Origin of the sequence: Streptomyces sp. NPDC050433 (assembly GCF_044458565.1) — a bacterium.
In the GTDB taxonomy this organism is placed as follows: Bacteria; Actinomycetota; Actinomycetes; order Streptomycetales; family Streptomycetaceae; genus Streptomyces.
In genome coordinates, this window is record NZ_JBITIB010000016.1 from 72,166 (window position 1) to 97,454 (window position 25,289).

The 25,289-nt window shown below is 66.9% G+C and carries 20 protein-coding genes and 1 pseudogene; 13 read left to right on the top strand and 8 right to left on the bottom strand.

Translation table 11 applies throughout. The features are described 5' to 3' along the window. Positions 1 to 430: 430 nt before the first annotated feature. The 3 genes from ACIBLA_RS20690 to ACIBLA_RS20700 all read left to right on the top strand — a co-directional run bounded on the left by ACIBLA_RS20690 (position 431) and on the right by ACIBLA_RS20700 (position 2,071). Positions 431 to 835: a hypothetical protein gene (locus ACIBLA_RS20690; protein WP_399199385.1), complete on the top strand. Its 405-nt coding sequence runs from the start codon at positions 431 to 433 to the stop codon at positions 833 to 835. After that, positions 826 to 1,647 carry a glycosyltransferase gene (locus ACIBLA_RS20695; RefSeq protein ID WP_363243897.1) on the top strand — a complete coding sequence of 274 codons (822 nt, stop codon included), beginning with the start codon at positions 826 to 828 and terminating at the stop codon, positions 1,645 to 1,647. The genes ACIBLA_RS20690 and ACIBLA_RS20695 overlap by 10 nt, the downstream gene beginning before the upstream one ends. 127 nt (positions 1,648 to 1,774) lie before the next feature. Further along, positions 1,775 to 2,071: a hypothetical protein gene (locus tag ACIBLA_RS20700; RefSeq protein ID WP_363243898.1), complete on the top strand. Its 297-nt coding sequence runs from the start codon at positions 1,775 to 1,777 to the stop codon at positions 2,069 to 2,071. On the opposite strand, the gene ACIBLA_RS20705 is transcribed toward ACIBLA_RS20700, so the two are convergent. Further along, positions 2,032 to 2,814, bottom strand: a complete 783-nt coding sequence (locus tag ACIBLA_RS20705; protein ID WP_399199387.1) for a dihydrofolate reductase family protein — start codon at positions 2,812 to 2,814, stop codon at positions 2,032 to 2,034. The two genes, ACIBLA_RS20700 and ACIBLA_RS20705, sit on opposite strands and share 40 nt — an antisense overlap. A 583-nt stretch (positions 2,815 to 3,397) precedes the next feature. On the opposite strand from ACIBLA_RS20705, the gene ACIBLA_RS20710 reads away from it, so the two are divergent. Then, positions 3,398 to 3,679 (top strand): hypothetical protein, encoded by a 282-nt coding sequence (locus ACIBLA_RS20710; RefSeq protein ID WP_399199388.1) that lies wholly within the window; start codon positions 3,398 to 3,400, stop codon positions 3,677 to 3,679. Between the two features lie 535 nt (positions 3,680 to 4,214). Beyond that, positions 4,215 to 5,627: an RICIN domain-containing protein gene (locus tag ACIBLA_RS20715; RefSeq protein WP_399199389.1), complete on the top strand. Its 1,413-nt coding sequence runs from the start codon at positions 4,215 to 4,217 to the stop codon at positions 5,625 to 5,627. Between the two features lie 16 nt (positions 5,628 to 5,643). Here the strand turns inward: ACIBLA_RS20715 and ACIBLA_RS20720 are convergent, their stop codons facing one another. The 3 genes from ACIBLA_RS20720 to ACIBLA_RS20730 form a co-directional block, all read right to left on the bottom strand. Further along, positions 5,644 to 6,135 carry a DUF4913 domain-containing protein gene (locus ACIBLA_RS20720; protein WP_399199390.1) on the bottom strand — a complete coding sequence of 164 codons (492 nt, stop codon included), beginning with the start codon at positions 6,133 to 6,135 and terminating at the stop codon, positions 5,644 to 5,646. Between the two features lie 204 nt (positions 6,136 to 6,339). Then, on the bottom strand, positions 6,340 to 9,225 hold the full coding sequence (locus ACIBLA_RS20725; protein WP_399199391.1) for an AfsR/SARP family transcriptional regulator: 2,886 nt from the start codon (positions 9,223 to 9,225) through the stop codon (positions 6,340 to 6,342). Between the two features lie 511 nt (positions 9,226 to 9,736). Beyond that, the gene (locus tag ACIBLA_RS20730) at positions 9,737 to 11,275 is read right to left on the bottom strand and encodes a glycosyl hydrolase (RefSeq protein ID WP_399199392.1); all 1,539 of its coding nucleotides are present in this window, start codon (positions 11,273 to 11,275) and stop codon (positions 9,737 to 9,739) included. A 363-nt stretch (positions 11,276 to 11,638) separates the two neighbouring features. Here ACIBLA_RS20730 and ACIBLA_RS20735 point away from each other — a divergent pair, with 363 nt between their 5' ends. Continuing rightward, complete coding sequence (locus tag ACIBLA_RS20735) at positions 11,639 to 11,887, top strand: hypothetical protein (protein WP_363243904.1); 249 nt, start codon at positions 11,639 to 11,641, stop codon at positions 11,885 to 11,887. Positions 11,888 to 12,020: 133 nt separating this feature from the next. On the opposite strand, the gene ACIBLA_RS20740 is transcribed toward ACIBLA_RS20735, so the two are convergent. From ACIBLA_RS20740 to ACIBLA_RS20750, 3 genes are all read right to left on the bottom strand, one after another. Next, positions 12,021 to 13,244 (bottom strand): glycoside hydrolase family 19 protein, encoded by a 1,224-nt coding sequence (locus tag ACIBLA_RS20740; protein WP_399199452.1) that lies wholly within the window; start codon positions 13,242 to 13,244, stop codon positions 12,021 to 12,023. 488 nt (positions 13,245 to 13,732) lie between these two features. After that, a complete protein-coding gene (locus ACIBLA_RS20745; protein ID WP_399199393.1) occupies positions 13,733 to 15,349 on the bottom strand; it encodes a carboxylesterase/lipase family protein in 1,617 nt (538 codons plus the stop codon). Between the two features lie 773 nt (positions 15,350 to 16,122). Further along, complete coding sequence (locus ACIBLA_RS20750; RefSeq protein WP_363243906.1) at positions 16,123 to 16,776, bottom strand: TetR/AcrR family transcriptional regulator; 654 nt, start codon at positions 16,774 to 16,776, stop codon at positions 16,123 to 16,125. 253 nt (positions 16,777 to 17,029) lie between these two features. Here ACIBLA_RS20750 and ACIBLA_RS20755 point away from each other — a divergent pair, with 253 nt between their 5' ends. The 4 genes and pseudogenes from ACIBLA_RS20755 to ACIBLA_RS20770 all read left to right on the top strand — a co-directional run bounded on the left by ACIBLA_RS20755 (position 17,030) and on the right by ACIBLA_RS20770 (position 21,012). Next, positions 17,030 to 18,076, top strand: a complete 1,047-nt coding sequence (locus tag ACIBLA_RS20755) for a cytochrome P450 (protein WP_399199394.1) — start codon at positions 17,030 to 17,032, stop codon at positions 18,074 to 18,076. A gap of 21 nt (positions 18,077 to 18,097) precedes the next feature. Beyond that, a complete protein-coding gene (locus ACIBLA_RS20760; protein WP_399199395.1) occupies positions 18,098 to 18,973 on the top strand; it encodes a hypothetical protein in 876 nt (291 codons plus the stop codon). A 187-nt stretch (positions 18,974 to 19,160) separates the two neighbouring features. Further along, positions 19,161 to 19,628 (top strand): MarR family transcriptional regulator, encoded by a 468-nt coding sequence (locus ACIBLA_RS20765; protein ID WP_363243909.1) that lies wholly within the window; start codon positions 19,161 to 19,163, stop codon positions 19,626 to 19,628. 277 nt (positions 19,629 to 19,905) lie between these two features. Further along, positions 19,906 to 21,012, top strand: a pseudogene (locus ACIBLA_RS20770) (LLM class flavin-dependent oxidoreductase). Positions 21,013 to 21,319: 307 nt separating this feature from the next. Here ACIBLA_RS20770 and ACIBLA_RS20775 read toward each other — a convergent pair. After that, entirely contained in the window at positions 21,320 to 21,943 is a 624-nt protein-coding gene (locus tag ACIBLA_RS20775; protein ID WP_399199396.1) for a TetR/AcrR family transcriptional regulator C-terminal domain-containing protein, read from the bottom strand. 51 nt (positions 21,944 to 21,994) lie between these two features. On the opposite strand from ACIBLA_RS20775, the gene ACIBLA_RS20780 reads away from it, so the two are divergent. The 3 genes from ACIBLA_RS20780 to ACIBLA_RS20790 all read left to right on the top strand — a co-directional run bounded on the left by ACIBLA_RS20780 (position 21,995) and on the right by ACIBLA_RS20790 (position 25,020). Further along, positions 21,995 to 23,521, top strand: coding sequence for an FAD-dependent monooxygenase (locus ACIBLA_RS20780; protein ID WP_399199397.1), 1,527 nt, complete (start codon positions 21,995 to 21,997; stop codon positions 23,519 to 23,521). Between the two features lie 577 nt (positions 23,522 to 24,098). Further along, the gene (locus ACIBLA_RS20785; RefSeq protein WP_363243913.1) at positions 24,099 to 24,509 is read left to right on the top strand and encodes a nuclear transport factor 2 family protein; all 411 of its coding nucleotides are present in this window, start codon (positions 24,099 to 24,101) and stop codon (positions 24,507 to 24,509) included. 46 nt (positions 24,510 to 24,555) lie between these two features. Continuing rightward, positions 24,556 to 25,020 carry a MarR family winged helix-turn-helix transcriptional regulator gene (locus ACIBLA_RS20790; RefSeq protein ID WP_399199398.1) on the top strand — a complete coding sequence of 155 codons (465 nt, stop codon included), beginning with the start codon at positions 24,556 to 24,558 and terminating at the stop codon, positions 25,018 to 25,020. The last annotated feature ends 269 nt before the right edge of the window (positions 25,021 to 25,289 follow it).

Below are 25,289 nucleotides of genomic sequence, written 5' to 3' on the forward strand. Positions count from 1 at the left end.
TGTCAACCAGTGCGGCGGTGGTGCTTCGTGGGGTGTGGGTATGGGTGCGTCGTCCGGCCGCTGGGAGGGTTGGGAGTCGTTCACCGGCCGCTCTGTCGCGCGGGAGGAGCCGAAGTACCGGCGTGCCGCACCGAGTTTCACGGCTCGTTCGTCCGCCTCGCCTGCGGATCATCCGCCGGAGACGCTCTCAATGATCATGGCTCGTGATCGTGGTGCAAGCTCGGAGGCTTGTGACGTGAACTGAGTCGGACGGTGAGCCGTAGTGAGCGTCGGGAGCCATCGAGGCGAACGTACTATCAGCGGAGCGACGGAATCCGATGGCGGTACGCGCGCTCAAGGCATCCCTCTCACAGAGTGCCTGCCGAAGAGTGGAGTAAGCATCGATGTCAACTCCAGCTGACCGCCATGAGGGTCTCGGGTCAGGCACGACGTGCCGGCCCGCCGGTTCGGCGTGGACCGCTCCACCATCACCCGGGCCGTCAACGAGGTGCGGACCCTGCTCGCCGAGCGAGGGTGTACCGCCATCCCCGGTGCGCGGCTGCGGACCCTGGCCGAGGTCGTCGGCCACCTCGGTACGACCGGGAAGATCGGCATCATCGGCGGCACCGAGATCCGTGTCCGGCGGTCGGCCGTCGGACGCGAGGACCGGGACGAGTTCATCTCCGGCATGAACAAACAGAACCCCGTCAAGTCCATGGTGGTCACAGACAGCGAAGGCCGCGTGCTGTGGTGCGGCCCGGCCCCGTCCGCGACCTGCGCGCAGGCCGCGGACGTCCCTCTTCCCGCGGACCGCACCGAACTCATCCACACGACTCCGCTTGAGCGGTGGAAGTAGTGCCGATCGTCAGCATCATCACGCCGGTGTACGACGGCGGTCACCAGTTCCTGGTCGATGCCTACACGTCCATCAAGGACCAAGCTCTGCCTCATGGTTGGTCGTGGGAGTGGATCGTGCAGGAGGACGGGCGGACAGGTCGTCCCACCATGGGGCTTCCCGATGACCCACGCGTACATGTCGCCACGGGAACACGCGGCGGCGCAGGCGTGGCTCGTACTCTGGGGCTCGCGCGTGCGGAGGGAGATCTCGTCCGGGCGCTGGACGCCGATGACATGCTGACCGATGGAGCTCTCGCACGCGACATCCAGGCATTCCGCGACTTCCCTGACATCGGCTGGTGCGTCTCAAGCTGTCTCGATCTCCTGCCCGGCGGCGCTCTCATTCCGGGACCGTACGATCCTCCGGCCGGTGTCCTGCCTGTTCAGCAGCTCCGTGAGCAGTTCGAGGCGGACCGGTTCCCGGTGGTCGGTACGCATCTCACTGTCCGCACCGGGCTGGTGCGCGCTCTGGGCGGGTGGCCGGCGCTCCCGGCGCTGGAGGCATTGGCGCTCGTCCTCGTGTGCGCGGTTGTCGCGCCTGGCCGCATGATCAGCGAGCCGGGGGGGATCTACCGAAAGCATCCCGCCCAGACGACGGCACAGCCGCACTACCGCGACGACGGCGAGTTCATCACGTTGCGCGCCGCGCTCTTGTCACGACTGGACTCTCTTCAAGCATCAGGATGGCGCTGGGTGGCACACGATCGTGGGCTGGTTCATCCCCGAGGTCGGTCTCCACTACCGAAAGCACAGCGGGCAGATCACCGCTGACGTACGCCATTCCCACGGACCGGAGTGGGAGGCCCGCATACGCGTTAGGCGGGTATGCCCAAGCGCTCCACGCGCTGGTCGACGTGCTCGCGAAGCCGCAATCGAACCACTCGTTGAGGAGGGCGAAGTGACGGACAATCCTCGCTGGTCGAAGGACGTGCGGTGGGAAATTCAGCGAGCCATGAACGCCGTCGTGCGTGAAGCCGCCGACGTCGTGACGCGCAGGAGCTCCAACGGCAAATGGACCGCGCCGGGCGAAATCGACGAGCTGGGTGACAACCCGTCCCTGGGTATGGCGGGGCAGATCTGGGTCCTGGACAAGCTCGACGCGAAAATCCGCGAGGCCCGCGAGGTGATCGAACGGGTGCAGGAGGAGTGCCGTACTCAGTCCGGGACCAAACCCCCGACGGGGGAGTCCGGGTGACGTCCGTGCCGGGTGAAGAGGAACCCGTCAGCCTCCAACAGCGCCGTCAGGCGCAGCTCGGTGAGTTTCTCCTCTGTCCCGTTGACGATCCGGGGGGCATCTCCGGCCACCATGCGTGGGGCGATACTCAGGCAGAGCTCATCCAGCAGCCCGTGGCGCTGCAACTGCGCGAGTACGCGCGGCCCGCCTTCGCTCAGCACGGCGGTCATACCTCGCGCGCCGAGGACGCGGAGCGCTTCTCGGACGTCGACGTCGTCCTCGCCGGCCTCGATGACTTCGAGGCCGCGGTCCTCAAGGGATCGTCGGCCCGCGGGCGGTGCGCTGCGAGTCGTGATGACGAGTGTCTCCGATCCGGGAGGCGCTTGACGGTCGAGAAGGCTGTCGGCCAGTTCCAGTCGCCGGCTGATCACGGCGATCGGCGGTGTGGCGGGTAGGCCCGCGGCGAGGCGAGCGGCCGTGAGGTTCGGATGCGCGTCGGCGGGGCCGTACTCTTCGCGACGGGCGGTCTCAGCCCCCACCAGGATCACGTCGGCGAGCGCCCTCAAGACTGCGAGCAGGGCCTGATCTGCTCGCCCGGACAGCCCGGCCGACCGGGACTTCCAGGCCGAAGCTCCATCAAGCGAGGCAACCATGTTGGCTCGGATCCAGGGGCGCGACGGGTACGCGTACTCGCGCGCCAGCCAGTGGTCGAGCTCAACGGGATCAGCCGGGGCCGTTTCGGCGGCTGGGAAAAGACGTTGCATGCGCGAGAGTCTGGCAGGGAGGCGACAGCACCTCACCCGGCCGCGGTCCGCCATCCGGCATCAGGTGGAACACCGCCAGATCCCGCGGTTTTGGGAGTGAGTGGGGACGGTCAATGCTTCGGACCCCTTCCGTCATGGCTGCGGCTATGCAGGGAGGAGCCGTACGGCGGGGGATTCCACCCCTTCGCAGAGGCGCCACGCCGGGTCCCGGTCATCGGGTAACGCGAGGCTGACAGGGCACCCGTCACTGCCTGTTCCCTCTCCGGGCACCGGAATTTTTACTCTGGGCATTGTAATTGGAGGGACGATCGTTCCACATCAGTAGGGGGCTGTCCGCGAACTTCCTGGATTCTGAAGTTGGTGGCAGGAGTTTGTTCGCAGCATCCGACGTCGTTCTAAATGAAAAGAAATCGGTTCCGCGGTCCTCACTCCCTCTGACTGACGGGGTTGGCGAGGCCGACCTCGCTTGGCTCGCGTCGGCTATCGGTTGCGTCACCGGTTGGATGGATCCAGTGGTTGACGCGGGAGGAGGCGCTTCTCCGGGAGCGGGAGCCGCAACCAGGGGCTGATGGGGCCGGGATCGTTGGTTCTGATCCTGTACGGGACTCGTTTGGTTATGGCGAGACGCTTCGGCTATGGTATTGAGCGCCTGCATCACCGCGCTATTGAATTCATGTTTATCTCTCGCTTCCGCTTCCTGTTTCTGTTCCCGTTTCTGCTCCTGTGCCTGTTCGTGTTCGCGCGCCCTCTTCTTCTCCGACAGCTGACAGCCGAACGCAATCGCTCCGACCCCCGCTCCACTGAGCATCAATGGCACCGCAAAACCCGCGAGCGGAGTGACAGTCAGGAGAAGTCCCGCGACTAGCAGGTAAGCCGCGAGGATCATGGTATTTTTCGAAGCCCCGACTTTACGGGCTCCTCGCCCCGCAAGCTTGAGCGCGGTTACCGCTTTCCCCAGCCAGGCGCTCGACCCCTTTTCTTCCTCTTCCTCACGGTTGTCAACTCTGTTCGCATCGGACATGCTGTGCTCCCACCATTCGGGAATGTAGGCGTATCGGCGGGGACGTCGAAGGCGCATCCTGAACGACCGACTTGTACGTATCGCCGCACCCAAGAAGCTTGCCCAGGCTGATGTCCGGGTCTGCGAGATGGGGTCCTCGCCCACTCGATGTGACCTTTACGGCAAAGTCGTCATGACAGCGCATCTTGAGCAACAACGGTTGGAGACCGTAGTCGGTTCAAGACAATGAGCTTCCGTAACCTCACCCGCGTGGTGCGGACGGTGCCCGGGGGTTGAACTGTTTCGCTCCGGTGTCCGTTGCGGTGTGCGCAGAGCTGCCTTGGCGCGTGGGCCATGCCCGTGCGAGGCCGCGTGCCGACACCGTAAGGAAGGAATGGACATGAACAGAGGTGACGAAGCCGCCGGCCCGGGGCCCGAGCCGCCCGCCCACTTCTCGGTCGTCATCTTCGGCGACGGTTCCGCCGCCATCGACGGCGATCCGGTGGCCGTGATGCCGGGCGAGCCGCTCGATGTCGCGATTCTCGACATGCTGCACGGATACGCGCGCGGCTTGAACGCTCCTGTGACGGGAGCCATCTCCGACCCGTCGGCGGGTTATGTGGCGATCGTGGAGGTCGCGCCGGACGGGTCCAGCAAGCTGCTGGAGCAGCGTGAGAAGGATGCGGACGAGGCGGCCGGAGCGGGGGCGGAGGAGGAGGGACCGGTCGCGGTCGGCGGTCCCGGCGAGCGTGCCCGGCAGCAACCGGAGCCTGTCGAGCCGTTCGGGTCCGGCAGGCCGCGGGCCGGGGCCGGGGTCCCGGACACCGGTCGCGGGGCGAAGACGAACGCGCTGCCGGAGCCGCCCGCGAGGCCGCAGCCCACCCCGCCTCCCGGTCTTCGCACGGTGTCGGACAAGAAGTCCGCCCGGTCAAGTGCGCAGTCCCAGTCGGACGAGGAGTACGAGCAGCCGGGCCTGTTCCAGCGGCCCCTGTTCGTCGGCGGAGTGGCCGCCGCCGTCGCGGTACTGGTCATCGGCTCGCTGGTGGCGCTGGGCAGTGGCATGGGATCGGGAGGTGCCGAGGGGAAGAACCAGGCGGCCGGATCGGGCCAGGAGGCGAAGGCGAGCAATTCCCCGATGACGTTCCGGCCACCGGGCTACTCGCCCCCCAGCACTCCGTGGCCCTCGGTTTCGGCGTCGCCTTCGGTCACGAAGTCGCCGTCGCCGTCGCCGTCGTCCTCCAAGACAAAGCCCGCCCCTCCCAAGCCGAAGCCGAAGCCCGCGGAGCCGGAGCCCGAGCCGAAGCCGAAGAAGCCCAGGGCGACCGGCCCCAGGTTTCCCAGCGGTCCGGTCCTGATCAAGAACCAGAAGTTCGGCTCCTGCGTCGAGCTTCCCGGTCGGGGTGAAGGCAAGCAGCACGGCAGGGTTCAGGACGATCGCCCGTGTGAACCGACGAGCGCCGACAACCAGCAATGGACCTTGAAGCGGACCCACAAGGGCCGCGGCACCGGCGGCGCCGACCTGTACCTGATCCGCAACGTCAAGGACGGCCGCTGTCTGGACCTGTACGGCGACGAGCCCGCCCGGGTCTCGACGCCGGTGACCGAGTTCCGCTGCAAGGCAACCCTCGAAGACAACATGCTCTGGTGGTTCCACAAGCGCCCCAACGGCACGTACTGGATCCGCAACCAGATGAGCGGCGACATGTGTCTCGACATATCGCGGACGGAGAAAGAGAAGCCCGCGAACGCCATTCTCACGATCTACCCCTGCAATGACCGCGACGACCACCAGTGGCGGTTTGTGAAGAGCTGACGCTCCTCCCGGCGCACTATCCAGTTGTTCGGCCCCGGTCCCGGTCGGGGCCGAACGGGTCGATGGCGTCGACAGGGGGCTTCTCCTTCGACCGGTGGCTGCCGGGTTTGCAGCCGGCGAAGGGGCCCGACGGATCCCGCAGCGACTGCATGACCGGACCCAGATAGTCCCGGTGCCAGTTGGCGGGTCCGCTCATCCCGGAGCCGGGACCGGTCAAGTCCGCCCAGGCGAGCCACAATCCGTGGAGCTGGGCGACCGCCTCCTGGTGCTCCCACCAACGGGAGCACCAGGGGGCGGCCGAGGTGATCTCCCTGCCGTAGACCGGCAGCAGCACATGGTGGGTCCACAGTGTCAGCTGGCGCAGGTTCTTCGCGTACTCGGGCCCCTCCAGATAGAGGATGAACCGGGGCGCGGAGGGAGGCGGTTCCTCGGAGGGAGGCGGTTTCTCGGAGGAGCGCTCCGAGGGTGATTGAGCCTTCTGCTCGACGTCAGCGGTGTCGACCGTCATCGTGTTTCCTTTCCCGTGCGCGTCTGGGAGAACTGCCGGGGAGATTGTGGAATGTGCGGACCGTGCCTGCCCCGGGAGCACAACGCACACGGGACGTACGAGGTTCACCAAGGTTCGTGGCTCCCGCCGAAGCGGTTCTCCGGACGGCACGGGCGCGATGCCGCGGTGGGCGCGAGGTGTTGGGGGGGCGGGGGAGGCGTGCGGTTATGCGGCGCGAGTGTGGTCGTTCAGGCGGGAGAGTTTGTCCCTCATGGCCTCGGCATCGGGGTGGTCGAAGTTCTCCCAGATGGCCAGTGCCTTCAGCCAGCTGGTGCGAGCCGCCTCGGGTTCGCCCGTGGCGAGTTGGACATCGCCGAGATTGCTCAGGGTGTAGCCCTCGCCCCATTCGTTGGTGACGTCGCGATGTGCGTCGAGTGCCCGGCTGTAGTGCTCGACGGCCTCGTCGTAGCGGTGGAGCCGATGATCGATCGTACCGAGGATGTCGAGCACCACACCCTCGACCCAGCGGTTGTCGATGGTCCGCAGGACGGTCAGCGACTGTTCCAGGCAGTCCTTGGCCTCGTCGAACCGGCCGAGTTGCTGGTAGGCGTCGCCCAGATTGGCCAGGGCTATCGCCTCCCCCCAGGAGTAGCCGGCGAGTTGGAACATGACGAGCCCTCGCCGGCTGTACTCGACGGCCTTGTCGAGTCTGCCGCTGTTCAGGTAGACGTTGCCCAGGTTCGCGACGGCGTGCATCCTGCCGTACCCGTCCCCCAGTTCCCGGTGCAGGACCATCTCCTGCCGGTAGTGCGCGATGCTTTCGTCGAACCGGCGAAACTGCGTCAGAGCGCCGGCCACGTCCCCGAGGCACTGGGCCTCGCCCCTGCGGTCGTGGGCCGCGCGGGCGGCCGCGAGAGCTGTCCGGGAGGTGTCGAGCCAGTCGTGGAGATGGCTGCGGAGATAGAAGAATCCCCACAGACTGGCGGCGAGTTTCCAGGCGATGTCCGCTCTGCCGGACGCGGCGGCCTGGTGCACGGCGGCGACGAGGTTGGCGCGCTCGGTCTCGCACCAGTGCAGAGCCTGGTCGTGAGTCGTGAACGCCAGGGGCCGGGAGTCGGCGGGCGCGGGTTCCAGGAGAATCCGCCGGCGGTGCGGGGCGAGGAGGGAGTAGGCCGTGCCCACCGTGTGCAGGTACCAGGTCAGGAGCCGCTCCGCCGCCCGGTCCCGCTCCTGCTGTGACTCGTCGGTGTCGACTCGTTCGCGGGAGTAGACGCGCAGCAGGTCGTGCACGGTGTAGCGGCCGGGCAGGTGCTCGATGAGCAGGTGCGCGTGGGAGAGTTCGGCGAGCAAGCCACGGGTCTCCCGCAGGGTGAGGCCCGCCAGGGCGGCCGCTGCGGGTGCGGAGATGTCCGGGCCGGTGTGAAGCCCCAGGAGACGGAACAGTCGCGCGGCCGGGACGGACAGGGCGTCGTAGGACCAGGAGAAAATGGCTCGTACATCGGTGCTGAGATCACCGCTGACGAAAGCGTCGAGACTTCCCTGGCTGTCGTGCAGCTCGTCGGCGATGGCGCTGAGTGGGAAGCCGGGATTGATCGCCGCCCGGGCGGCGACGACGGAGAGCGCCAGCGGCAGCCGAGCGCAGAGTGCGACGATCTCATCCACCGCGAGTGGGTGTGCGCTCACTCGCTTGTCGCCGAGCCGGAGCCGCAGGAAGTCGTGCGCGTCCGCGGGGCTCAGCTGATGCAGAGTCAGCGGCTGCGCTCCCTCATTGGCTATCAGGCTGGTGAGCTGGTTGCGGCTGGTGACGATGACGAGGCAGTCGGGAGAGCCGGGCAGCAGTGGCCGGACGTGTTCGACATCGCGGGCGTTGTCGAGAAGGATCAGCATCCGCCGGTCCGCCAGCAGAGTGCGGTACAGCGAGGCCTGGGCCTCCGTTTGCGTGGGGATCCGCTGTGGCGGGACGCCGAGCGCGTCGAGGAAACTCCGGATGGCCTCCTCCGGCGTCACGATCGAACCAGTCGCGTCGAAACCGCGCAGGTTGATGAAGAGCTGCCCGTCGGGAAAGCCGTCGGCGATCTCATGGGCCAGATGGACGGCCAGAGTTGTCTTGCCGATGCCTGCCATGCCGCTCACGACGCTGATGGTCATTGCCTCCGCGTGGCCGCCGTCCTTCGGTAACAGTGCGTGTGCCTGGTCGAGTTCGGTGTGCCGACCGGTGAAAGTAGCCAAGTCGGCGGGGAGTTGGGCAGGGCGGCAGAAGTGCGTATCGGGTTGGGCCGCCGGGGCAGCTGCCGGATCGACCTCATGTCGCGAGGGCGGCGGAGAATACTCAAGTGACGCATCGGCCGTCAGAATGCTGTGATGCAGTTCCCTCAACGCGGCGCCGGGTTCGATGCCCAATTCGGCCACGAGGGTGCTCCGTGTCTTGCGATAGCACGCCAGCGCCTCCGCCTGCCGCCCCGATCGGTACAGAGCGAGCATAAGCAGATAGCACAGTCGCTCCCGCAGCGGATGCCGGCCGACCAGAGCACGCAACTCGGGAATCAGCATGTCGTGCCGCCCGAGCTGGACATCGATGTCAAAGCGCGTCTCAAGCGCACTCAACCGCGCCTCGTCCAGCCTGGAGCGTTCAGCCTCGGCGAGCGGGCCCGTCAGCCCGGCCAACGGAGTTTCGTGCCACCCGTCGAGTGCGGCGTGCAACAGCGTCGATGCGGCGGACAACTCACCCGCGGCGCGCAACTTCGCCGCCCGGGCGACTCGCTGCTCGAACACGCCCAGGTCCACGGCCTCGTCAGGCACCCGGGCCAGGTATCCGTCAGTGGCCGAGATGATCACAGCCCGCGACTCGTCGGAAACTCGGTCCGGTTCCAGGACCTTGCGCAGCCGGGACACGTAGGTGCGCAGAACAGGTACGGCCGCCGCCGGCGGATCCTCACCCCAGACGGCGTGGACGATCTCGGCGGTGGTGACCAGGCGCCCACGTCGCAACAGCAGCGCCGCCAGTACCACCCGCTGCTGAGGCGAGCCGAGCGGCAGCTCCTCGTCCCCACGCCATACCCGGACCGGCCCCAACACGGCGAAACGTAGAGAGACTTCGTAGGCTGTGTCCACGCTCTGAACTATACAAAGACCGGCCCGTGGTTCCAGGCCGAAGCCTTTGGGGGGCGGTACGCCAGTACCCGGCCGGTTCTTCTCAGTTGGCTTACCCGCCAGAAGCGTCTTTCACCTTGAAGGCCGCCGAGCCGACTGCACGTATGCACAACCACGTGCTGTGTCCGCCCCACAGCCCGCGCTTTCGCATGGTGATCGCCACTACACCAATCGGCGGAACGCCATATGATCTTGCGCGCCCCTGGAGGCGCCGCATGGATCCTGCGCCGGCCTGGCCGCGCGTGACTTCTGCGGGACGCTGTCGGAGTACTCGCGTATGTGGCTCCAGAAGATATTCGCAGCCGGAGATCATGAGGAAGGCGTCGCCCTCGACGGGCGTCACGGTGAGGCACGAAGACCTCCGCGCGGTGTGTTCCTGGACTGGGCCACCCGCGCCGGAGGTCTTCGCCATTCTCAGGGCCCGCATACGCCGGCGATGTTTGTGATCAACGCAGCCGCGGGCCGACGAGCGTCAGTCCGCGTCGCGGAAGGTGTTGCCGCTCGCGTTCGACGCGGGGCCGTTGTAGAGGCCGGTCGGGCTCGTCTGGGTGGTGAGGGCGAACCAGGCGAAGCGATCGACGTAGTCCAGCCGTTGGAGCGCGTCCGTCGATATCTTGATGAAGTTGGTCTGTTCCTGCTCGCTGGGGTAGCGAGGAGCGCCCTGGGTGAAGTCGATGAGGGCGTACTCGGTCAGCCAGACCGGCTTGTTGTAGCGCTTGTGAACGCGCTCCAGATAGTCGGCCAGTTGGTAGGTGGCCCGGGAGCTGAAGTCGGAGCCGTACCAGTGCACCGGGATGAAGTCGACGCGCAGGCCCCGCTCCTCGGCTCCCTTCATGAAGCGGTCCAGCCAGCCGCCGGGCTTGTCGGCGTCGGTGGAGACCGCCGGGGCACCCAGGTTCAGGCCGGTCTTCTCCAACTGGGGCCAGAGGTCGAGTGCTTGCTCGGGTGTCATGTTGGCCTGGTCGGCCCTGTCGGGTTCGTTGAAGCCGAGGAGGTTCTTCCCCTCCCGGGCGGCGTTGCCCAGCTCTGTCTCGTTGACCGAGCCGGGGCCCCAGATCGACGGGACGTACTCGACGCCCTCCGGCTTGGCGACGTCGCCGGTGGAGGAGGTCCAGTTGTGGTACCAGGTCGCGCCGGAGTCGGCCAGTGCCTGGGCGACCCCGTCACCGGGGTTGAGCGCCACGCCCTTGCCGGCCGCGTTCGCGCCGTTGGCCTTGGGCTTGGACTTGGGCACGGGCCTGGGCTTGGGCTTGAGGTGGGTGGGCCTGTCGGCGGGACGGGTGCCGTGGAAGGTGACGGTCAGTCCGCTGCACTCGCTGCACTGGCGTACGACCTGGTTGCCCGGTTCGGTGTCGTGCTTGGACCACGAGTATGCCGAGGGGACCTTCTTGGCGACCGCGTCGCTGTAGGCGGTCTTCGCGTCGCGGTTCGGGTTGACACAGACCAGTGGCCTGCCCGTTACCTGGTCCTTGGTCAGGTTCTCGGGCGGGCAGACGGAGAGCAGATTGGTGGGGCAGCCCACCGAGGCGCACGGTCCGCCGTTCTCGGGCGGCGGCACTCCGTCGGGGGTGATGGTGATCGGTACGGAGACGGCGTTGACGTAGCTGACGTTGTACCAGGGTGCCAAGGGGTCGGCCGAATCGAAGTTGAACTCGGCCAGACTGGCGGGCTGTTCACCGGTCGAACACCGGTCGGCGAACGGTCCGCAGTCGGCCACGGCGCAGTGGAAGGTGCTGCCCGACTCTCCGGTGCAGCCCTGGCGGGCGAAGAACTTGCCGCGCCAGTGCCCGGGGCCCGAGTGTTCGGGCATGGTGATGGTGGCGGACTCGCCGGGATCCAGTGTCGGAAGTCCTGTCGGCGTGGGAGAGCCGTCGGCGTTGACCGCGGCGCCGACCCAGATACGACTGTCTGTCTCGTTCCGCAGAGTGACGGTGCGTTCGGCGTCTGTCGCCGCTTCGGACACCCGGTCCTGGCGGTCGTCGGGCGAGCCTTGGTAAGCCGCCGAGGTCACGGCCGAGACAGCGACGACCAGCAGGAGAGCAAACAGAAGTGGTCGAAATTTTCGAAATGATCTCATGCGCATAGAACATGCCCTTCGACTGGGGAATCGACTGCGCACACACGACGGATGCCCGCGGCTATCGGTTCACCATGTAGACGCTCGTCTCGGCTCGTTCCGGGGCCCGGTCTGAATCGCCGTTTTTTCCTACGTCGCTTTCCGTGTTCCCAGCCCATCCGGGTGCGGGCGCCGGCGCGGATGGGTGGGGAATTACTCAGGACGCTGAACCGCTCAGCTCTGGGGGCCGTTGTGCCCCTCGAATCAGATCCGGCATCCGATCCGGTGTTCCACGGCTAAAGGTCCAGGGAGACGCACATGCCCGAACGAGATCCGGCCCGTCGTCGTATCGCGCCACACGGTCTGCTGAAGCGGCGGCGGCCCGAGGTGGTCGAGGAAAAGGCCCCATCCCAGCAGGAGCCGTCGACGGACGACCGTGCACTGCGGCTTCCCATCTCCCCGCTGCCCGCCGCTCTGCTGCCGCTGCCCAGGGGGTTCGACCTGACGCCGGAGGCCGCCGCGGCCCTGGCCGACTCCACGCGAGACTCGGAGCGGCGCGCAGGCTGAGCGGGACGCTGCGGGCGCCGGTGGCCTGGCGCCGGTGGCCGGTCGGCCGTGCGGCGGTCCGTTCGACGTCCCGTCGGTGGTGGCCCCGTCGTCGCGGATCGGGGTGTCTTCGCGGGGCCGGTAACCCATTTCCTCAGCAGACGAGGTTGTCTCCCGGTGTCGTTCCCAGGACTTGGACGAATCGCAGGTAGTTGGCCATGCGGTTCTGCACCTGTGCGGGGTTCTTGCCGTCGCATTCCAGGGCGCCGTTGATGGAGCGGATCGTCTGGCCGAAGCCGGAGTTGTTCGTCATGGCGGCATGCGGGGTCATGGTGCCGGGGCCGCTTTGGGTGTTCCAGTACCAGAGAGCGGTCTTCCAGGCGACGGAGGCGTCACTCTCCACGAGTCCGGGGTTGTTCAGCAGGTCGATGCCGAGGGCGTCGCCCGCCGCCTTGTAGTTGAAGTTCCAGCTGAGCTGGGTGGGTCCGCGGCCGTAGTAGGCGCTCTGGCCGGCCGGGCAGCCGTAGGGCTGGCCGGGGTCGCAGTAGTGGGGGTGGTTGGCCGTGTTCTGCTCGGTGACATGGGTGAGGCCGCCGGTCTCGTGGCCGACGTTCGCCAGGAAGGCGGCGGCTTCCCGCTTCTTGGTGGTGTCGTCGCCGGAGGTGGCGAAGCCGGGGTAGGCGCCCAGCGCCGCTGTCAGACCCCCGTAGGTGTAGAAGGGATTCCGGGCCGGGAACATCGCGTTGAACTGGTCCTCACTGACGACGAAACCCGCGGGGGCGTCACCGCCGCCGCCGTCGTCACCGCCGCTGCCGTCGACGCCGCCGCTGCCGTCGACGCCGCCGTCGTTCGCCGGTGGGTTCTCCGCCTTGGAGTTGAACCACTTCTGATTCGCGGCGCCCGTGCAGGGCCAGATCTGGAGGGGTGTTCTGTTGGCGTTGTCGTAGCCGCGTACGTCCAGGCACCTGTCCGTGGCGGGGTTGACGATGTCGTGGGCCTCGGTGATCACCCACTGCTGGTTCGCTTCGCCGTGGCAGTCCCACAGCCACACGGATGTCCCGTCCGTGGTGCCGGCCGCCTGTATGTCCAGGCATTTGCCGAACGCCCGCAGGGTGCCGTCACCAGGACTGGACCAGCGCTGGGCCCCGGTGCCGTTGCAGTCGTAGAGCTGGACAGCCGTACCGTTGGCCGTGTTCGCGTCCGCCACATCGATGCATTTCCCGGTGAAACCGGTGATCGGGCTGTCCGTGGCGTCGGCCGCGAGCAGCATCGCCGGAGGGCCGGCCGCGAACAGAGTGCCGCCCGCGGCGGCCAGCACGGCTGCGCCCACGAGTCCGGCACGGACGTGGCGACCAAGACCGAGGCGCTTGAGGCGAATGGTGATAGACACGCTGGATGTCGCTCCTTGGGTCTGTCTCGGAGGATGAGGGCCTTGTACGGAGCCGCCGCCGGCGTTTCTTCAGGGCCGTGCGATCGGGCTCGGCAACGCCTCGCCGACTGTGCAGATGAAACGGACAGGAGGCGGAAACGGTTCTAACGCGGATTTCCCACGGAGCCGAGGGCACGGTCGTACCGAAGACCCGCGTCCCTGCCCAGCCCGGCGCATGGGTACGCGAGTTGTTCGAAGCGCGCGAGCGTGATGGGCTGATCCGCCTGTCCGTCCGCGCACCTGTGTACCCGCGATCCCGAATACATCCCGGCCCGACAGTTGGTGACCCTGCCCGCGGTGCCGGTGTACTGCCGGGGTCATACACGCCGACGCGTCACCGTCCATTGCCGTCTTCGTCCAGCCGTGCGACCGTCGGTTCCGCCAACTTGCGCCTGAGCCCCAGCGGCAGCCCTCGCGAACAGACCTCGCCCACCGCGCTACGGGATCGGTCCGTCGTAGTCCATCCAGAAGTCGATGGCGTCCGATCGCGGCCGGGGTGCCGGCGCGCTGCCTTCACCGAATTTCATGACCTGCTCGGGTGCCTGCTCCACTGTGGGCCAGACCGGCAGGCCCGATGCGTTCGGGTCGCCCGTACGCACGAAATTGACCCAGTACGCGCTCATCTGGTCGCGCAACCTGTAGTCGACTTCTTCGTATTCGGCGGCATTGTCCTTGCCGAGGTTGTCATAGGCGTACATCACCTCCGCACCGTGATAGGCGCCGAACTTCGTGAGGCCTTTTTCCGGCGGTATGCGAGTGAAGTGGTAGAGGTACGCGGCCGATTCGCCTGTTTGAGTCTGCAGGTGCGCCCAGCGGCGCATGGCGCGAGTCATGATTTTGTCGGTGTCGGCCCGCAGGAGGGACTCCAGCACTTGTTCCTGGTTCTCACCGGGGTACAGGCGAAGGAAGCGCTCCGCGTCCGCGCCGTACGTCTTGCGTACCGACTCCTGATATTTGTCCACGTCGGTGTCCGGTGGTCTGGCCAGAGCGAGCGAAGCCTCGTCCGCGTTGCTGCCGAGAAGGGTCGGCACGTCCAGCTGTTCCCCGGATGCGTAGATCTCCACCGGCGGTCGGTCCAGGAGATGGCCATCGACGGAGGGACGCCAGTGAGCGCCGAGTGACTTGGCGGCGTCGAGAATGCGCTTGACGGGCATCTTGCGCATCTCCTCCACGGAGGCGCCCCCCAGCTTCTCGCTCAGACGTCTGCCTGCGTCCTCCGCCGCCGCCCTGGTATCGGCCTGATCGCCCTTCTCGGTGCTTCCGGTCGTGCCCATGCAGGCCCCGCTCCCGGCAATGATGCCGTCCACCAGCCCTTCGGCGAGTGGCGTCGCGCCCAGGATGCATACGCTCGCGCCGCCGGCGGACTCTCCCGCGATCGTCACTTGGTCCGGGTCACCGCCGAACGCCGCGATGTTCTGTCGGATCCACTTCAGCGCGGCAATCTGATCGAGGATTCCGTAATTGCCCGAAGCACTCTCCTTGGATTCTGCCGCGAGTTCCGGATGGGAAAGGAATCCGAGCACTCCCAGACGGTAGTTGAGTGTGACGACGATTGCCTCACCCCTGGAAGCGAGTGCCTCGCCGTCGTAGAGCGGCAGAGCTCCAGAACCGGTCGTGAAACCCCCGCCCGGAACGTAGACGAGCACGGGAAGCTTCGCCGAGGCGGGCTTCGTGCTGTGCCAGATGTTGAGGGAGAGACTGTCCTCGCTGACCGGATACGGGTTGAGGAACGTGTCCTCCAGAGGTATGTCGACGACCTGTGAAAGCGCTCGCGTGAAGAAGGTTGACGTGCCTTGAACGGGAACGTCCGAGAACCGGTCGGCGGTGAACACCTCGGAGCGCGCCTCGGGAGGCTGAGGCGGACTCCAGCGCAAGTCTCCCACCGGAGGTCGGGCGTAGGGGATGCCCGCGAATATCTCGACCGTGCGATCGTCGTTGAGGACGCCTCGCACGGGCCCCTCCCGCGTGGAGACGAGCGCGGAAGGCCGGGGATCGCTGCCGCCCGCGACGCGGTTCTGCGCAGGTGGGTAGGCGAGGACGGCAGTGGTACTCACCAGTGCTCCGGCCAGCAGCCACGCCCCCACCTGGAGCAGGGCGCGCCCTCGAAGCCACCGGTGTGCGGTCCCACCAAGTGTCGCGAGCAGCGTGCCCAGGAGTGTCCAACCCCACCACGGGCTCCGGTTGAGCCATGCCAATATGGCCGCGATCGCGGTCAGGGGAAGGAGGGGTACCCAGTATCTGGGAGATCGCGAGAACCTTCGACGCCTACCCGCGCCTGCATTGGCGTTTGCTTGATCAGCGCCCGTTGGATGAGACTCTTTTCCGGTTCGCACTAATCTCTCGTTTCCTGAACAGCGCACCCCCACGCGCTGGCACCTGGATTCCGGTCGCGTCAATGCCGTCCTGATTTGCCATCAGCCGCTCGTAGATCCCGGGAAACCGGACGGGCCGACCGGCTGTTGTCCACGAGGGAACCGGTTAACGACAGGCGCAGTACCCGATACGGATCGGCGCCGGGCGGCGGTGAGCGCTGAGTCCGGCCTTGCTCTCAGTGCTCACGAGATTCCCCTTCTGGAACTTTGCGTCCGCGGGTCTCCGGCAATGCGCATCCACATCTCGATGCCCCACAGTGAGGCAGATACGGGATGGCCGGGCCGGCGACCCCTAGACCATTTAGATGACGCGTCATCTACGCTAGATGCTGATGATTGACGCGTCAACTAGCGTCGGTCTTGGGCGTTCAGGCGAGCTGGTCTCGGCGACCGAGGCACCGTCTCGCGCCCCAGTCGCCGGCCAGGCAGGCAACCTTCTGGCTGCAGCGCCAGGTTCAGCTTCGTTCTTGGCGCGCAGGCACCGCATCCAGCATCAGCTCCACTGTGGCGAGGAAGCTCTCGCGGGTGAAACCGACGGGTTCGATGCGGCGAGCGTAGTGAGCCAGAGCGGGATAGTCCGCCGGGTCGGCTCCCAGCGTGATCACTCGGAAGGCTTCCAGTCTCCGCTTCTGCTCGGTCGGGCCGGAGGACTGGCGGGCCGCGTGCGTGGAGATCAGGGACACGGACAAGGTCATCAGCCGGTGGTACCACTCGGGGATGAGTTCCTCGGGCACCCCGGCGTCGCTGAGGGCCTGCAAGGTCTCCTCGATCACCAGCTGGCTGCCGGGCCCGCTGCCCGGATAGTGGCTGGGGTCCTTCGCCAGCTGAGGCAGGGCGGCGTACGCATCCCATGAGCGCAGGGTCAGGTCGACGAGCCGCGCACGCCATGTCCCCTGGCGCCGGTAGCCGTGCATGGCCTGGACCAGCACACGGTCCACGATCGCGAGCATCAGCTCGGTGCGGTTGCGGAAGTGGCGGTACAGGCTGGAGGAGTCGGTACCCAGCTCGGACGCCAGCTTGCGCATGCTGAACAACTCGTCACCCTCGGAGCCGGAAAGCAGCTCCACGGCAGTGTCCAAGATGGTCTGCTTACTCCAGCGCTGGCGCATGTCGACAGCTTAGTAGGGCGGAGCGGGTGCTCCACCAGATGGCGAAAGCGGTGTTGAACGCGGTGTTGCGCGCAGTGCGTGCATGAGATTCAATGAGCCCATGACAGACCTGCACGAGCTGGTCACCCTGAGGAATGGGTTCGACATCGACCCGGGCGTGCGGAGCCGGCGTGACTCCGGTGAGGTCCACCGGGTGCGATCGCCGCTGGGGCACGAGGCCACCCTCTTCAGCCGCTACGACGATGTCCGGGCCGTGCACAGTGATGCCGAACGGCTCCGACTCGACGCGATCGGCCCGTCACCCGGCTTGGCGGCCGAGGGCGTGGACGACGAAGAGATGAAGCAACGCCGTGCCGGGCGGCTGCTCATGCTGGATCCACCTGAGCACACCCGTCTGCGGCGGCTGCTGACGGCGACGTTCACGGTCCGGCGGGCCCGGGCGCTGGGCCCGCGGATCCAGGAGATCGTCGACCAGCACCTGGACGCGATGGAGGCCGCCGGTCCGCCCGTCGATCTGGTTTCCGCGTTCGCGTTACCGGTGCCTTCACTGGTGATCTGCGAGTTGCTCGGGGTGCCGTTCGCCGACCGGGCCGAGTTCGGTGCGCGCAGCAACCGATTCTTCGACACGACCATGTCCCCGCAGGAACGGCTGCGGTTGGACGCCGAAGCTGACGCTTACATGCACACCCTGGTCGCACGGCATCGGGAAAAGCCGGGGGACGACCTGCTGAGTCTCTTGATCCGTGAGCACGGCACGGGCGCGCTTTCCGACGAAGAGCTGGTCGGCCTGGCGGACCTGCTGCTGATCGCCGGCCACGAGACCACTGCGAACGTGATCTCACTCGGAACGCTCGCGTTGCTGCGCCACCCCGACCAGCTCGCGCTGGTGCGCGACGATCCGAGCGCGGTCGAGGACGCGGTGGAGGAGTTGCTGCGTTTCACCTCGGTCCTGCACGCCGGCTTCGTCCGGGTAGCTGTCGAGGACACCACCATTGGCGGGCACCTGGTCCGGCGTGGCGAACACGTGGTTACCTCGCTGCCCGCGGCGAACCGCGATCCGGCGCTGCTGGATGGCGGAGACGACCTCGACGTCACCCGTGGCCGCTGTCCGCATGTTGCCTTCGGTCACGGAATCCACCACTGCCTCGGCGCGACTCTGGCTCGCCTCGAACTACAGCTGGCGCTTCCGGCATTGCTGCGGCGGTTCCCCGGATTGTGCCTCGCAGACCCGGCCGCCAGACCCGTCTTCAAGCACCGTGCACTGATCCACGGTCTGCGGTCCCTGCCCATAGCCTGGTGACCATCCTGAAAGGAACAACCGTTGACCATCGACGAACAGTCCGACGCCGCGCTACTGGCCGAGGACGACTTTCGTGACCACCAGCAGGTGGTGCAACGGTTCGGCGACCTCGCACCGGACGGCACGACAAGCACGGTGGCATTGTCGCGTTTGTTCGAGCATCCCCGGGTTGGTCTGCGCTTCTCACGCTTCGAAAAGCTCACGGCTGACGGCGGGTTCAAGCCGTACCAGATCCTGTTTGTCGGGCAGCGTGTCGAACGGCATGCGGCGTTCGGCAAGGTCGGCGCGACCGTCCGGATCGGCACCGGTATCCGCGCGATCGGACGGTCCTCGTACACCTACGGTCAAGGCATGTTCGTCGACGGGCACCTCGTCGCCACGGCTGAGGCCACCATCGTCCTCGCCGACAAGTCCGGGCCGATCACCTTGCCGGACGAACTGCTCACCGACCTTGAGGAACTGCAACTGCCGGAAACCGGCGCGGCAGTCGCGTCGAAACCCGACCCGCGTCGCCGCGAGCGGCAGTACTACCCGGCCGCTGCCACCGTCCACAGCCGCGTCGGGGACGTCGACCTGAACCAGCACGTCAACTACATCGCCCAACTGGGCTGGTACGACGAGGCGATCGCGTCTTGTGCACACCGTCTGCTGGGAGACGACGCTGCCAGGAAGCTCCCCCGATACCTCCCTTGGCGCTACCGCGTGGCCTACCTCGGCGAAGTCCTTCACCCTCGCTCCTACGACATCGGGATCGCCGTCAGCGGACACGACGAGCACACCGTGCACTACGAACTGGGACTGTTCGACGGCGGACAGTGCCTGGGAACCGCAGACGCCGCCGCACCACGCGGCAAGCTCTCCGCCACCGCACTCGCCGATGGCGAATTCACGAGCTGAACCGTCACCCGAGCACACTTGCCGCCGTGCAGGTCGTGAGCGTGGCAGCGAGTGCCGCTATCGCCGCCCGTCTCTCCAGTGGCGTCGGATGCCGACACTCGCTGCCCCCGGATATTCCGGACATCGATCGGAATCGCCCACGTCAACGGGATAGATGAGCTGTCAACGTTTTCGCTACACTCCCTCAATGAATGCAAAGCCTCGCTGGCTGACCTCGGAGCAGAAGGTCGCCTGGGACAGTTTCATCCGCATGCAGGAGACGCTCATCGGGCGACTCTCCCGCCTGGTCCAGGCCGACTCCCATATGTCCGCCTCCGACTACGTCGTGTTGGTGAGTCTCACCGAAAGGGGCGGCGGGCGGATGCGCTTCCTGGACCTGGCCAAGCAGGTGGAGTGGGAGAAGAGCCGCATGTCCCACCAGGTCCGACGGATGGCGACCCGCGGACTGGTGGCCAGGGAAGAATGTCCCGACGACGGACGCGGAGCGTTCATCGTCGCCACCCCGGCCGGCTACAAGGCGATCGAAGACGCCGCGCCCATGCATGTCGAACACGTCCGCCGACTGTTCATCGACGCCCTCACCCAGGAAGAACTCGACACGCTGGGCCGGATCTCGGACCGCGTCCTCGCGCATATGAAGAGACAGCCTGACTGACCGATCAGAGTTTCGGCGGCTCATGGCCGGGTGAAGTCCGCCCCGCACCGGCTAAGTGAGGGCGTTCTGATGTGCGGGCTGCCAGCCAAGTTTCCTCACGCTTCCCACGCCTGTACGGGGAGGGCGTGGGGCTAGTTGACTCATCAACCGTCACCCTAGGGCAATATCGCCGACTCGTCAATCGCCGGCTTCACGGAGGTGCCGCAGCGGGAATACCCGTGATCGGCCTTACGTTTCGACGCGAAAGTTGATACATCAACCATACAGGATGGATGCTATGCAGTTCGGGATCTTCACCGTTGGTGACGTGACACAGGACCCCATCACCGGGCGGACACCGACCGAGCACGAGCGGATCAAGGCCATGGTCGCCATCGCGCTGAAAGCCGAGGAGGTCGGGCTCGATGTGTTCGCGACCGGCGAGCATCACAACCCGCCGTTCGTGCCTTCCTCTCCCACCACCATGCTGGGCTGGATCGCCGCGCGCACCGAACGCATCATCCTGTCCACGTCCACCACGCTGATCACCACCAACGACCCGGTGAAGATCGCGGAGGACTACGCGATGCTCCAGCATCTGGCCGACGGACGTGTGGACCTGATGATGGGCCGCGGCAATACCGGCCCCGTGTATCCCTGGTTCGGCAAGGACATCCGCCAGGGCATCAACCTCGCCATCGAGAACTACGCGCTCCTGCACCGCCTGTAGCGCGAGGACGTCGTGAACTGGGAGGGCAAGTTCCGTACGCCGCTGCAGTCGTTCACGTCCACACCCCGGCCGCTGGACGGCGTACCGCCCTTCGTGTGGCACGGCTCCATCCGCTCGCCCGAGATCGCCGAGCAGGCCGCCTACTACGGCGACGGATTCTTCGCCAACCACATCTTCTGGCCCAAGGAACACTTCCAGAAGCTCATCAGTCTCTATCGTGAGCGGTACGCGCACTACGGCCACGGCACCGCCGAACAGGCCATCGTCGGGCTTGGCGGACACATCTACATGCGGGCCAACTCCCAGGACGCGGTACGCGAGTTCCGCCCCTACTTCGACCGCTCACCGATCATGGGCGGCGGGCCGTCGCTGGAGCAGTACATGGACGAGACGCCGCTGACCGTCGGCAGTCCCCAGCAGGTCATCGACAAGACCCTGACCTTCCGCGAGCACTTCGGCGACTACCAGCGCCAACTGTTCAACATGGACGGCGCGGGCGTGCCGCTGAAGGCCGTACTGGAGCAACTCGACATGCTCGGCGAAGAGGTACTGCCTGTCCTGCGCGAGGAGTTCGCCAAGAACCGGCCGGCCGTCGTACCCGACGCTCCCATCCACACCTCACTGGTCGCTGCTCGCGACGCCGAGCAGGCATCCTCCGCCGAGACGACCGTCTGAGACGCGGCGACCGTGAGGGCATGCCCCGTTCCGGCAGTGGGACGTGCCCCGTCTCCGACCGCGCGATCAGTGAGCCACGGCGGTCTCAGCGTGTCTGCAACCGCGCTGGGGGGCGAGACTGGCCGAACCTCAGCACGCAGGCAGCTCAGGGTGGAGGCCAACGGGGCAAAGGCGTCGTGGAGTTCGGGCCGTCGTTGCCGGCGGGCGGCGAGGCGCTTGAACTGGTGGAGCAGGGCGAAGGTCTGCTCAACGACCATGCCGCAGATATCGCGGCCGGGGCTCTTTCTGGCCCCTTCCCCGTGCTCGGTCACCTTCTCGCGAGGATCGCGGACAGGCCGAACTCGAAGCGCTCGCGAAATGATTCCGCGCCGAGATGACCGAGGACGCGATGGAGGGCGGGGTAGGCCGTCTCGGAGACCGCGTTGGCCAGGCGGCCGTTCGGTGACTGGTGGGCCGCCGCTTGTTCCTCCTGGGTGAGTCCGAGGATGAAGTAGATGATCGTCCACGCGGTCCAGGCGGTCTCACGCTCGTCCAGGCCGCCGTCCAGCAACGCGCCCACCAGAGCGTCGGCGAAACGCAGGGTATGTGGTTCGGCGACGTAGGTGCCGACGACGAGCGTGGCGCCGTCGCGGTGGGCGAGCAGGGCGCGACGGTACCGGCGGGCCAGTTCGCGGACGCGCTCGTCCCAAGGGGCCGGAAGGTCGTCGAGTGAGGCGTCGCCGACGACGGCGTCCGCCATCAGCTCCAGCATCCGGGCCTTGGTCTTCACATGCCACAGCACCGTGTTCATCCGTACGCCGAGCCGGTCGGCGACCGCCCGGGTGGACAGGGCGTCCAGACCCTTTTCGTCCAGCAGTTCCAGCCCGGTACGGATCACCGTTCCGGGATCCAGCCGCGGGGCGCGGTCCTCACGCGCTTGCCTATTGGTCACCGACCTAGTCTACTGTGCACAAGATTATTGGTCACTGACCTAGGACGGTTCATGGAACAGCAGGTTGTCATCGCCGGAGGGGGCCCGGTCGGGCTCTGGCTCGCCGCCGAACTGCGGCTGGGCGGGGTCTCCGTCACCGTCATCGAGGAGCGTGTAGACATCGACCAGCGCTCCAAGGCCCTCACCATCCACCCGCGCACCCTTGAGATCCTCGCCTCGCGAGGCGTGCACAAGCCCTTCCTCGCGGAGGGTTTGCCGATCCCGGGCGGCCACTTCGCCATGCTCGACGACCGGCTCGACTTCCGCGCGCTGGAGAGCCCGTTCCCGTACACCCTCGCCCTGCCCCAGGCCCGCACCGAGGAACTACTGGAGGAGCACGCGCTCGCGCTCGGCGCCACGATCGTGCGCGGTCACCGTGTCACCGGGTTCACCGAGGACGCGGAGTCGGTGACCGTTCAGGTGGATGGGCTGGACGGGCTGGACGGGCTGGACGGGTCATACGAACTCCAGGCGGCGTTCATCATCGGCTGCGACGGCTCCCGCAGCACCGTGCGCACCGCCGCCGGCATCGACTTCGTCGGTACGCCCTCCACCGTCTTGGGCTGGCTTGGCGACGTCACCCTTGACAGCCCGCCGCGGCCCGGATTCAGCACCTTCGGGCTCCGGGGTGGAGTGATGGTCGCGCCGCTGCCCGGTGGGCGGCACCGTGTGGTCGGTGTCAGCCCCGACAGCCACACGACACAATGGCCCGGCGAACTCACACTGGAGGAGCTTCGGGCCAAGACCGTCGCCATCGGGGGTGAGGACTTCGGGATGCGCGACCCGGTCTGGCTCTCCCGATTCGGCAATGCCACCCGGCTGGCCGCCCAGTACCGACGAGGTCGGATCCTGCTCGCCGGTGACGCCGCCCACCAGCACTTCCCGGCGGGTGGCGTCGGGATGAACGTCGGCATCCAGGACGCGCACAACCTCGGCTGGAAACTCGCCGCCACCCTCCGCGGCTGGGCCCCTGATCACCTGCTTGACACCTATCACACCGAGCGCCACCCCATAGGCGCCCAGCTGATGGAACACAGCCGCGCCCAGACCGCCCTGATGACCTGCTTCACACCCGAAGGCCTCGACCTGCGCTCCCTGTTCAGCGGGATGATCGCCACTCAGCCGGCACTCAGCAAGGCCCTGTCCGAACGTCTCACCGCACTCGCCGTCAGCTACCCCACGCCGGACCCAACAGCTCACCCGCTCACCGGCACCCGCGCCCCCGACCTGGCTTTCACCGGCTCCGAGAACCACCTGTTCTCCCGCTTGCGCCCGGACAGCTACCTCCTGCTCGACCTGACGGCGGGCGTCCTGGCAGACCGGACTCGGCCGGGACTCGCGGTGCACACCGCGACCCTCGACCGGCCCCCGGCCGCCTGGGCCACCGTGCGCGCCGCCCTCATCCGCCCCGACGGGCACATCGCCTGGGCCGGCATCGATGAGAACGACACCGCACTGTCCGCAGCCGTGGACCGGACGCTCGCCACTGTCCACCGCACCGCGGCCCGGCCGGGACGTTCAGCCACGGGTAGCCGATGACGTGTTGGACGAGGGTCGGCGCGAGCCTCTCCGCCAGGTTCTGCCGGGTCGCTTCGTCCGCGTCCGACCCGACCGCGTGGACTGCAAGCGCGCACTGGGCCCTGGCCGTCAAGGCCAACCAGCCCACCCTGCGCGCCCAACTCGCCGGCCTGCCCAGGCGAGCCCCAGGCGGTACCCGCGCCACCGACCGCGGTCACGGCCGCCGCGACCTACGACGAAGGCGTTCCCGGATCCGCGCCGGCGCCGGACCGCAAGCCATGGTTGTGGTGTTGTCACGGGCGTGATGCCGGTTTGCGGCAGCGATGTCGGTAACGCCAGCGGTGCGAAGTGCCCCGATGGCGGCGTTGCGTAGGGCGTGGGCAAGCAGAGCCAGTCGCTGTCGGTCCGCAATGGTCAGCATGAATGGGGCGTGCAATGCGGGGACGGCACCGGCCGCCTTCTACCCACTTACCGGAATCTGATCAATCCATCGCCCACCGCTATGTGTTCCGCGTCTCAGAATCTTGCACAAGCGCCGCTCTGAGTTGATACTTCAAATCAGCACTGAGGTTGTGATCGACGATCTGAAGGACAAGTCATGACCAGGCAATCAACAGGCCGGCACGCCGCCGTGCGGGACGATCAGGCAGAACGCAACATCGACATCGTGCTCACCGCGATGCGGGAGTTGTTCGCCGAGAAGGACCTCACCGCGATAGACCGATACTGGGCCGAACCGTACATCCAGCACAGCCCGCAGATGCCCAACGGGCTCGACACCCTGCGCAACTCCGTTCCGCACCTGGAAGGCTTCTCCTGGGAGCCGCAGCGGATCGCAGCCCAAGGCGATCTGGTCTTCACGCACAGCATCGTCCACGGCTGGGCTCCGAACCCCGTGGCCATCGCCGACATCTTCCGGCTGGACGACGGACGCATCGTGGAACACTGGGACGTCGTCCAAGACATCGTCACCGCCGAACAATCCGCCAACGGCAACGCAATGGTGTAGGCCCGGCAGGTCGACATGCCGACGCGCCGGCGCAAGGATAAACACCGTGACGATGCGACGTGACGACGACTTCGACCGAGCCGCAGTGTGGCATGACCTGGTGCTGGCGGCCCATCTCCTGGAGGTTGCGCTGGAACGGCAATCCCAGCGCGACGGGAATATCTCGCACGGGCATTTCAAACTGCTGGTCCTTCTCAGCGCCGCGGAGAATCAGACGATGGGCCTCAAAGTGCTCGCCGGCGAGTTGCGCTTCTCGCCCAGCCGCGTCAGCCACACGCTCACTGTCCTGGAACGCCAGGGTCTGGTCACCCGCGGACGTGTACCGGCGGGACGACGTGCCTACGAGGCCACCCTGACCTCGCAAGGTCGGCTGCTCGTGGTACGGGTGCTACGCGCGCAGCGCGCAGAAATACGAGACGTCCTTTTCGATAACTTGGGCGCATCCGATACCGTCGCCCTCGGCAGGATCAGCGCGCGTGTTGTTGAAGTCCTCGACCAGGCAGACGCTTAACACAAGTGTCGCAGGCCGGCGTTGACCCTCGGGGCTGCCCGATTGCTTTCGGTTGGCGTTCGCGACAGTCGTGCTCGATGCGCCAGGGGCTTCGTGTCCAGCAGGACCAGCCCCCAGGGCCGGCATGTGTTCGAAGGCGTGCCGGCACAGTGCGGTGCCCACATGGTGTCGTCGATGTCGGGTCGACACGGTGAAGATTTCCGCTGATTTCCCGGCGCGGTGCGACGGCGGTCACAACGATCCCCGTTGACAGAGTTTTTTCGCGTCCA

Excerpts from the sequence above, each read along its gene's own strand:
- ACIBLA_RS20715 (WP_399199389.1), top strand. The coding sequence starts at position 4,215 with ATGAACAGAGGTGACGAAGCCGCCGGCCCGGGGCCCGAGCCGCCCGCC.
- ACIBLA_RS20780 (WP_399199397.1), top strand. The coding sequence starts at position 21,995 with ATGGAACAGCAGGTTGTCATCGCCGGAGGGGGCCCGGTCGGGCTCTGG.
- ACIBLA_RS20735 (WP_363243904.1), top strand. The coding sequence starts at position 11,639 with ATGCCCGAACGAGATCCGGCCCGTCGTCGTATCGCGCCACACGGTCTG.
- ACIBLA_RS20785 (WP_363243913.1), top strand. The coding sequence starts at position 24,099 with ATGACCAGGCAATCAACAGGCCGGCACGCCGCCGTGCGGGACGATCAG.
- ACIBLA_RS20750 (WP_363243906.1), bottom strand. The coding sequence starts at position 16,776 with ATGCGCCAGCGCTGGAGTAAGCAGACCATCTTGGACACTGCCGTGGAG.
- ACIBLA_RS20705 (WP_399199387.1), bottom strand. The coding sequence starts at position 2,814 with ATGCAACGTCTTTTCCCAGCCGCCGAAACGGCCCCGGCTGATCCCGTT.
- ACIBLA_RS20765 (WP_363243909.1), top strand. The coding sequence starts at position 19,161 with ATGAATGCAAAGCCTCGCTGGCTGACCTCGGAGCAGAAGGTCGCCTGG.
- ACIBLA_RS20720 (WP_399199390.1), bottom strand. The coding sequence starts at position 6,135 with ATGACGGTCGACACCGCTGACGTCGAGCAGAAGGCTCAATCACCCTCG.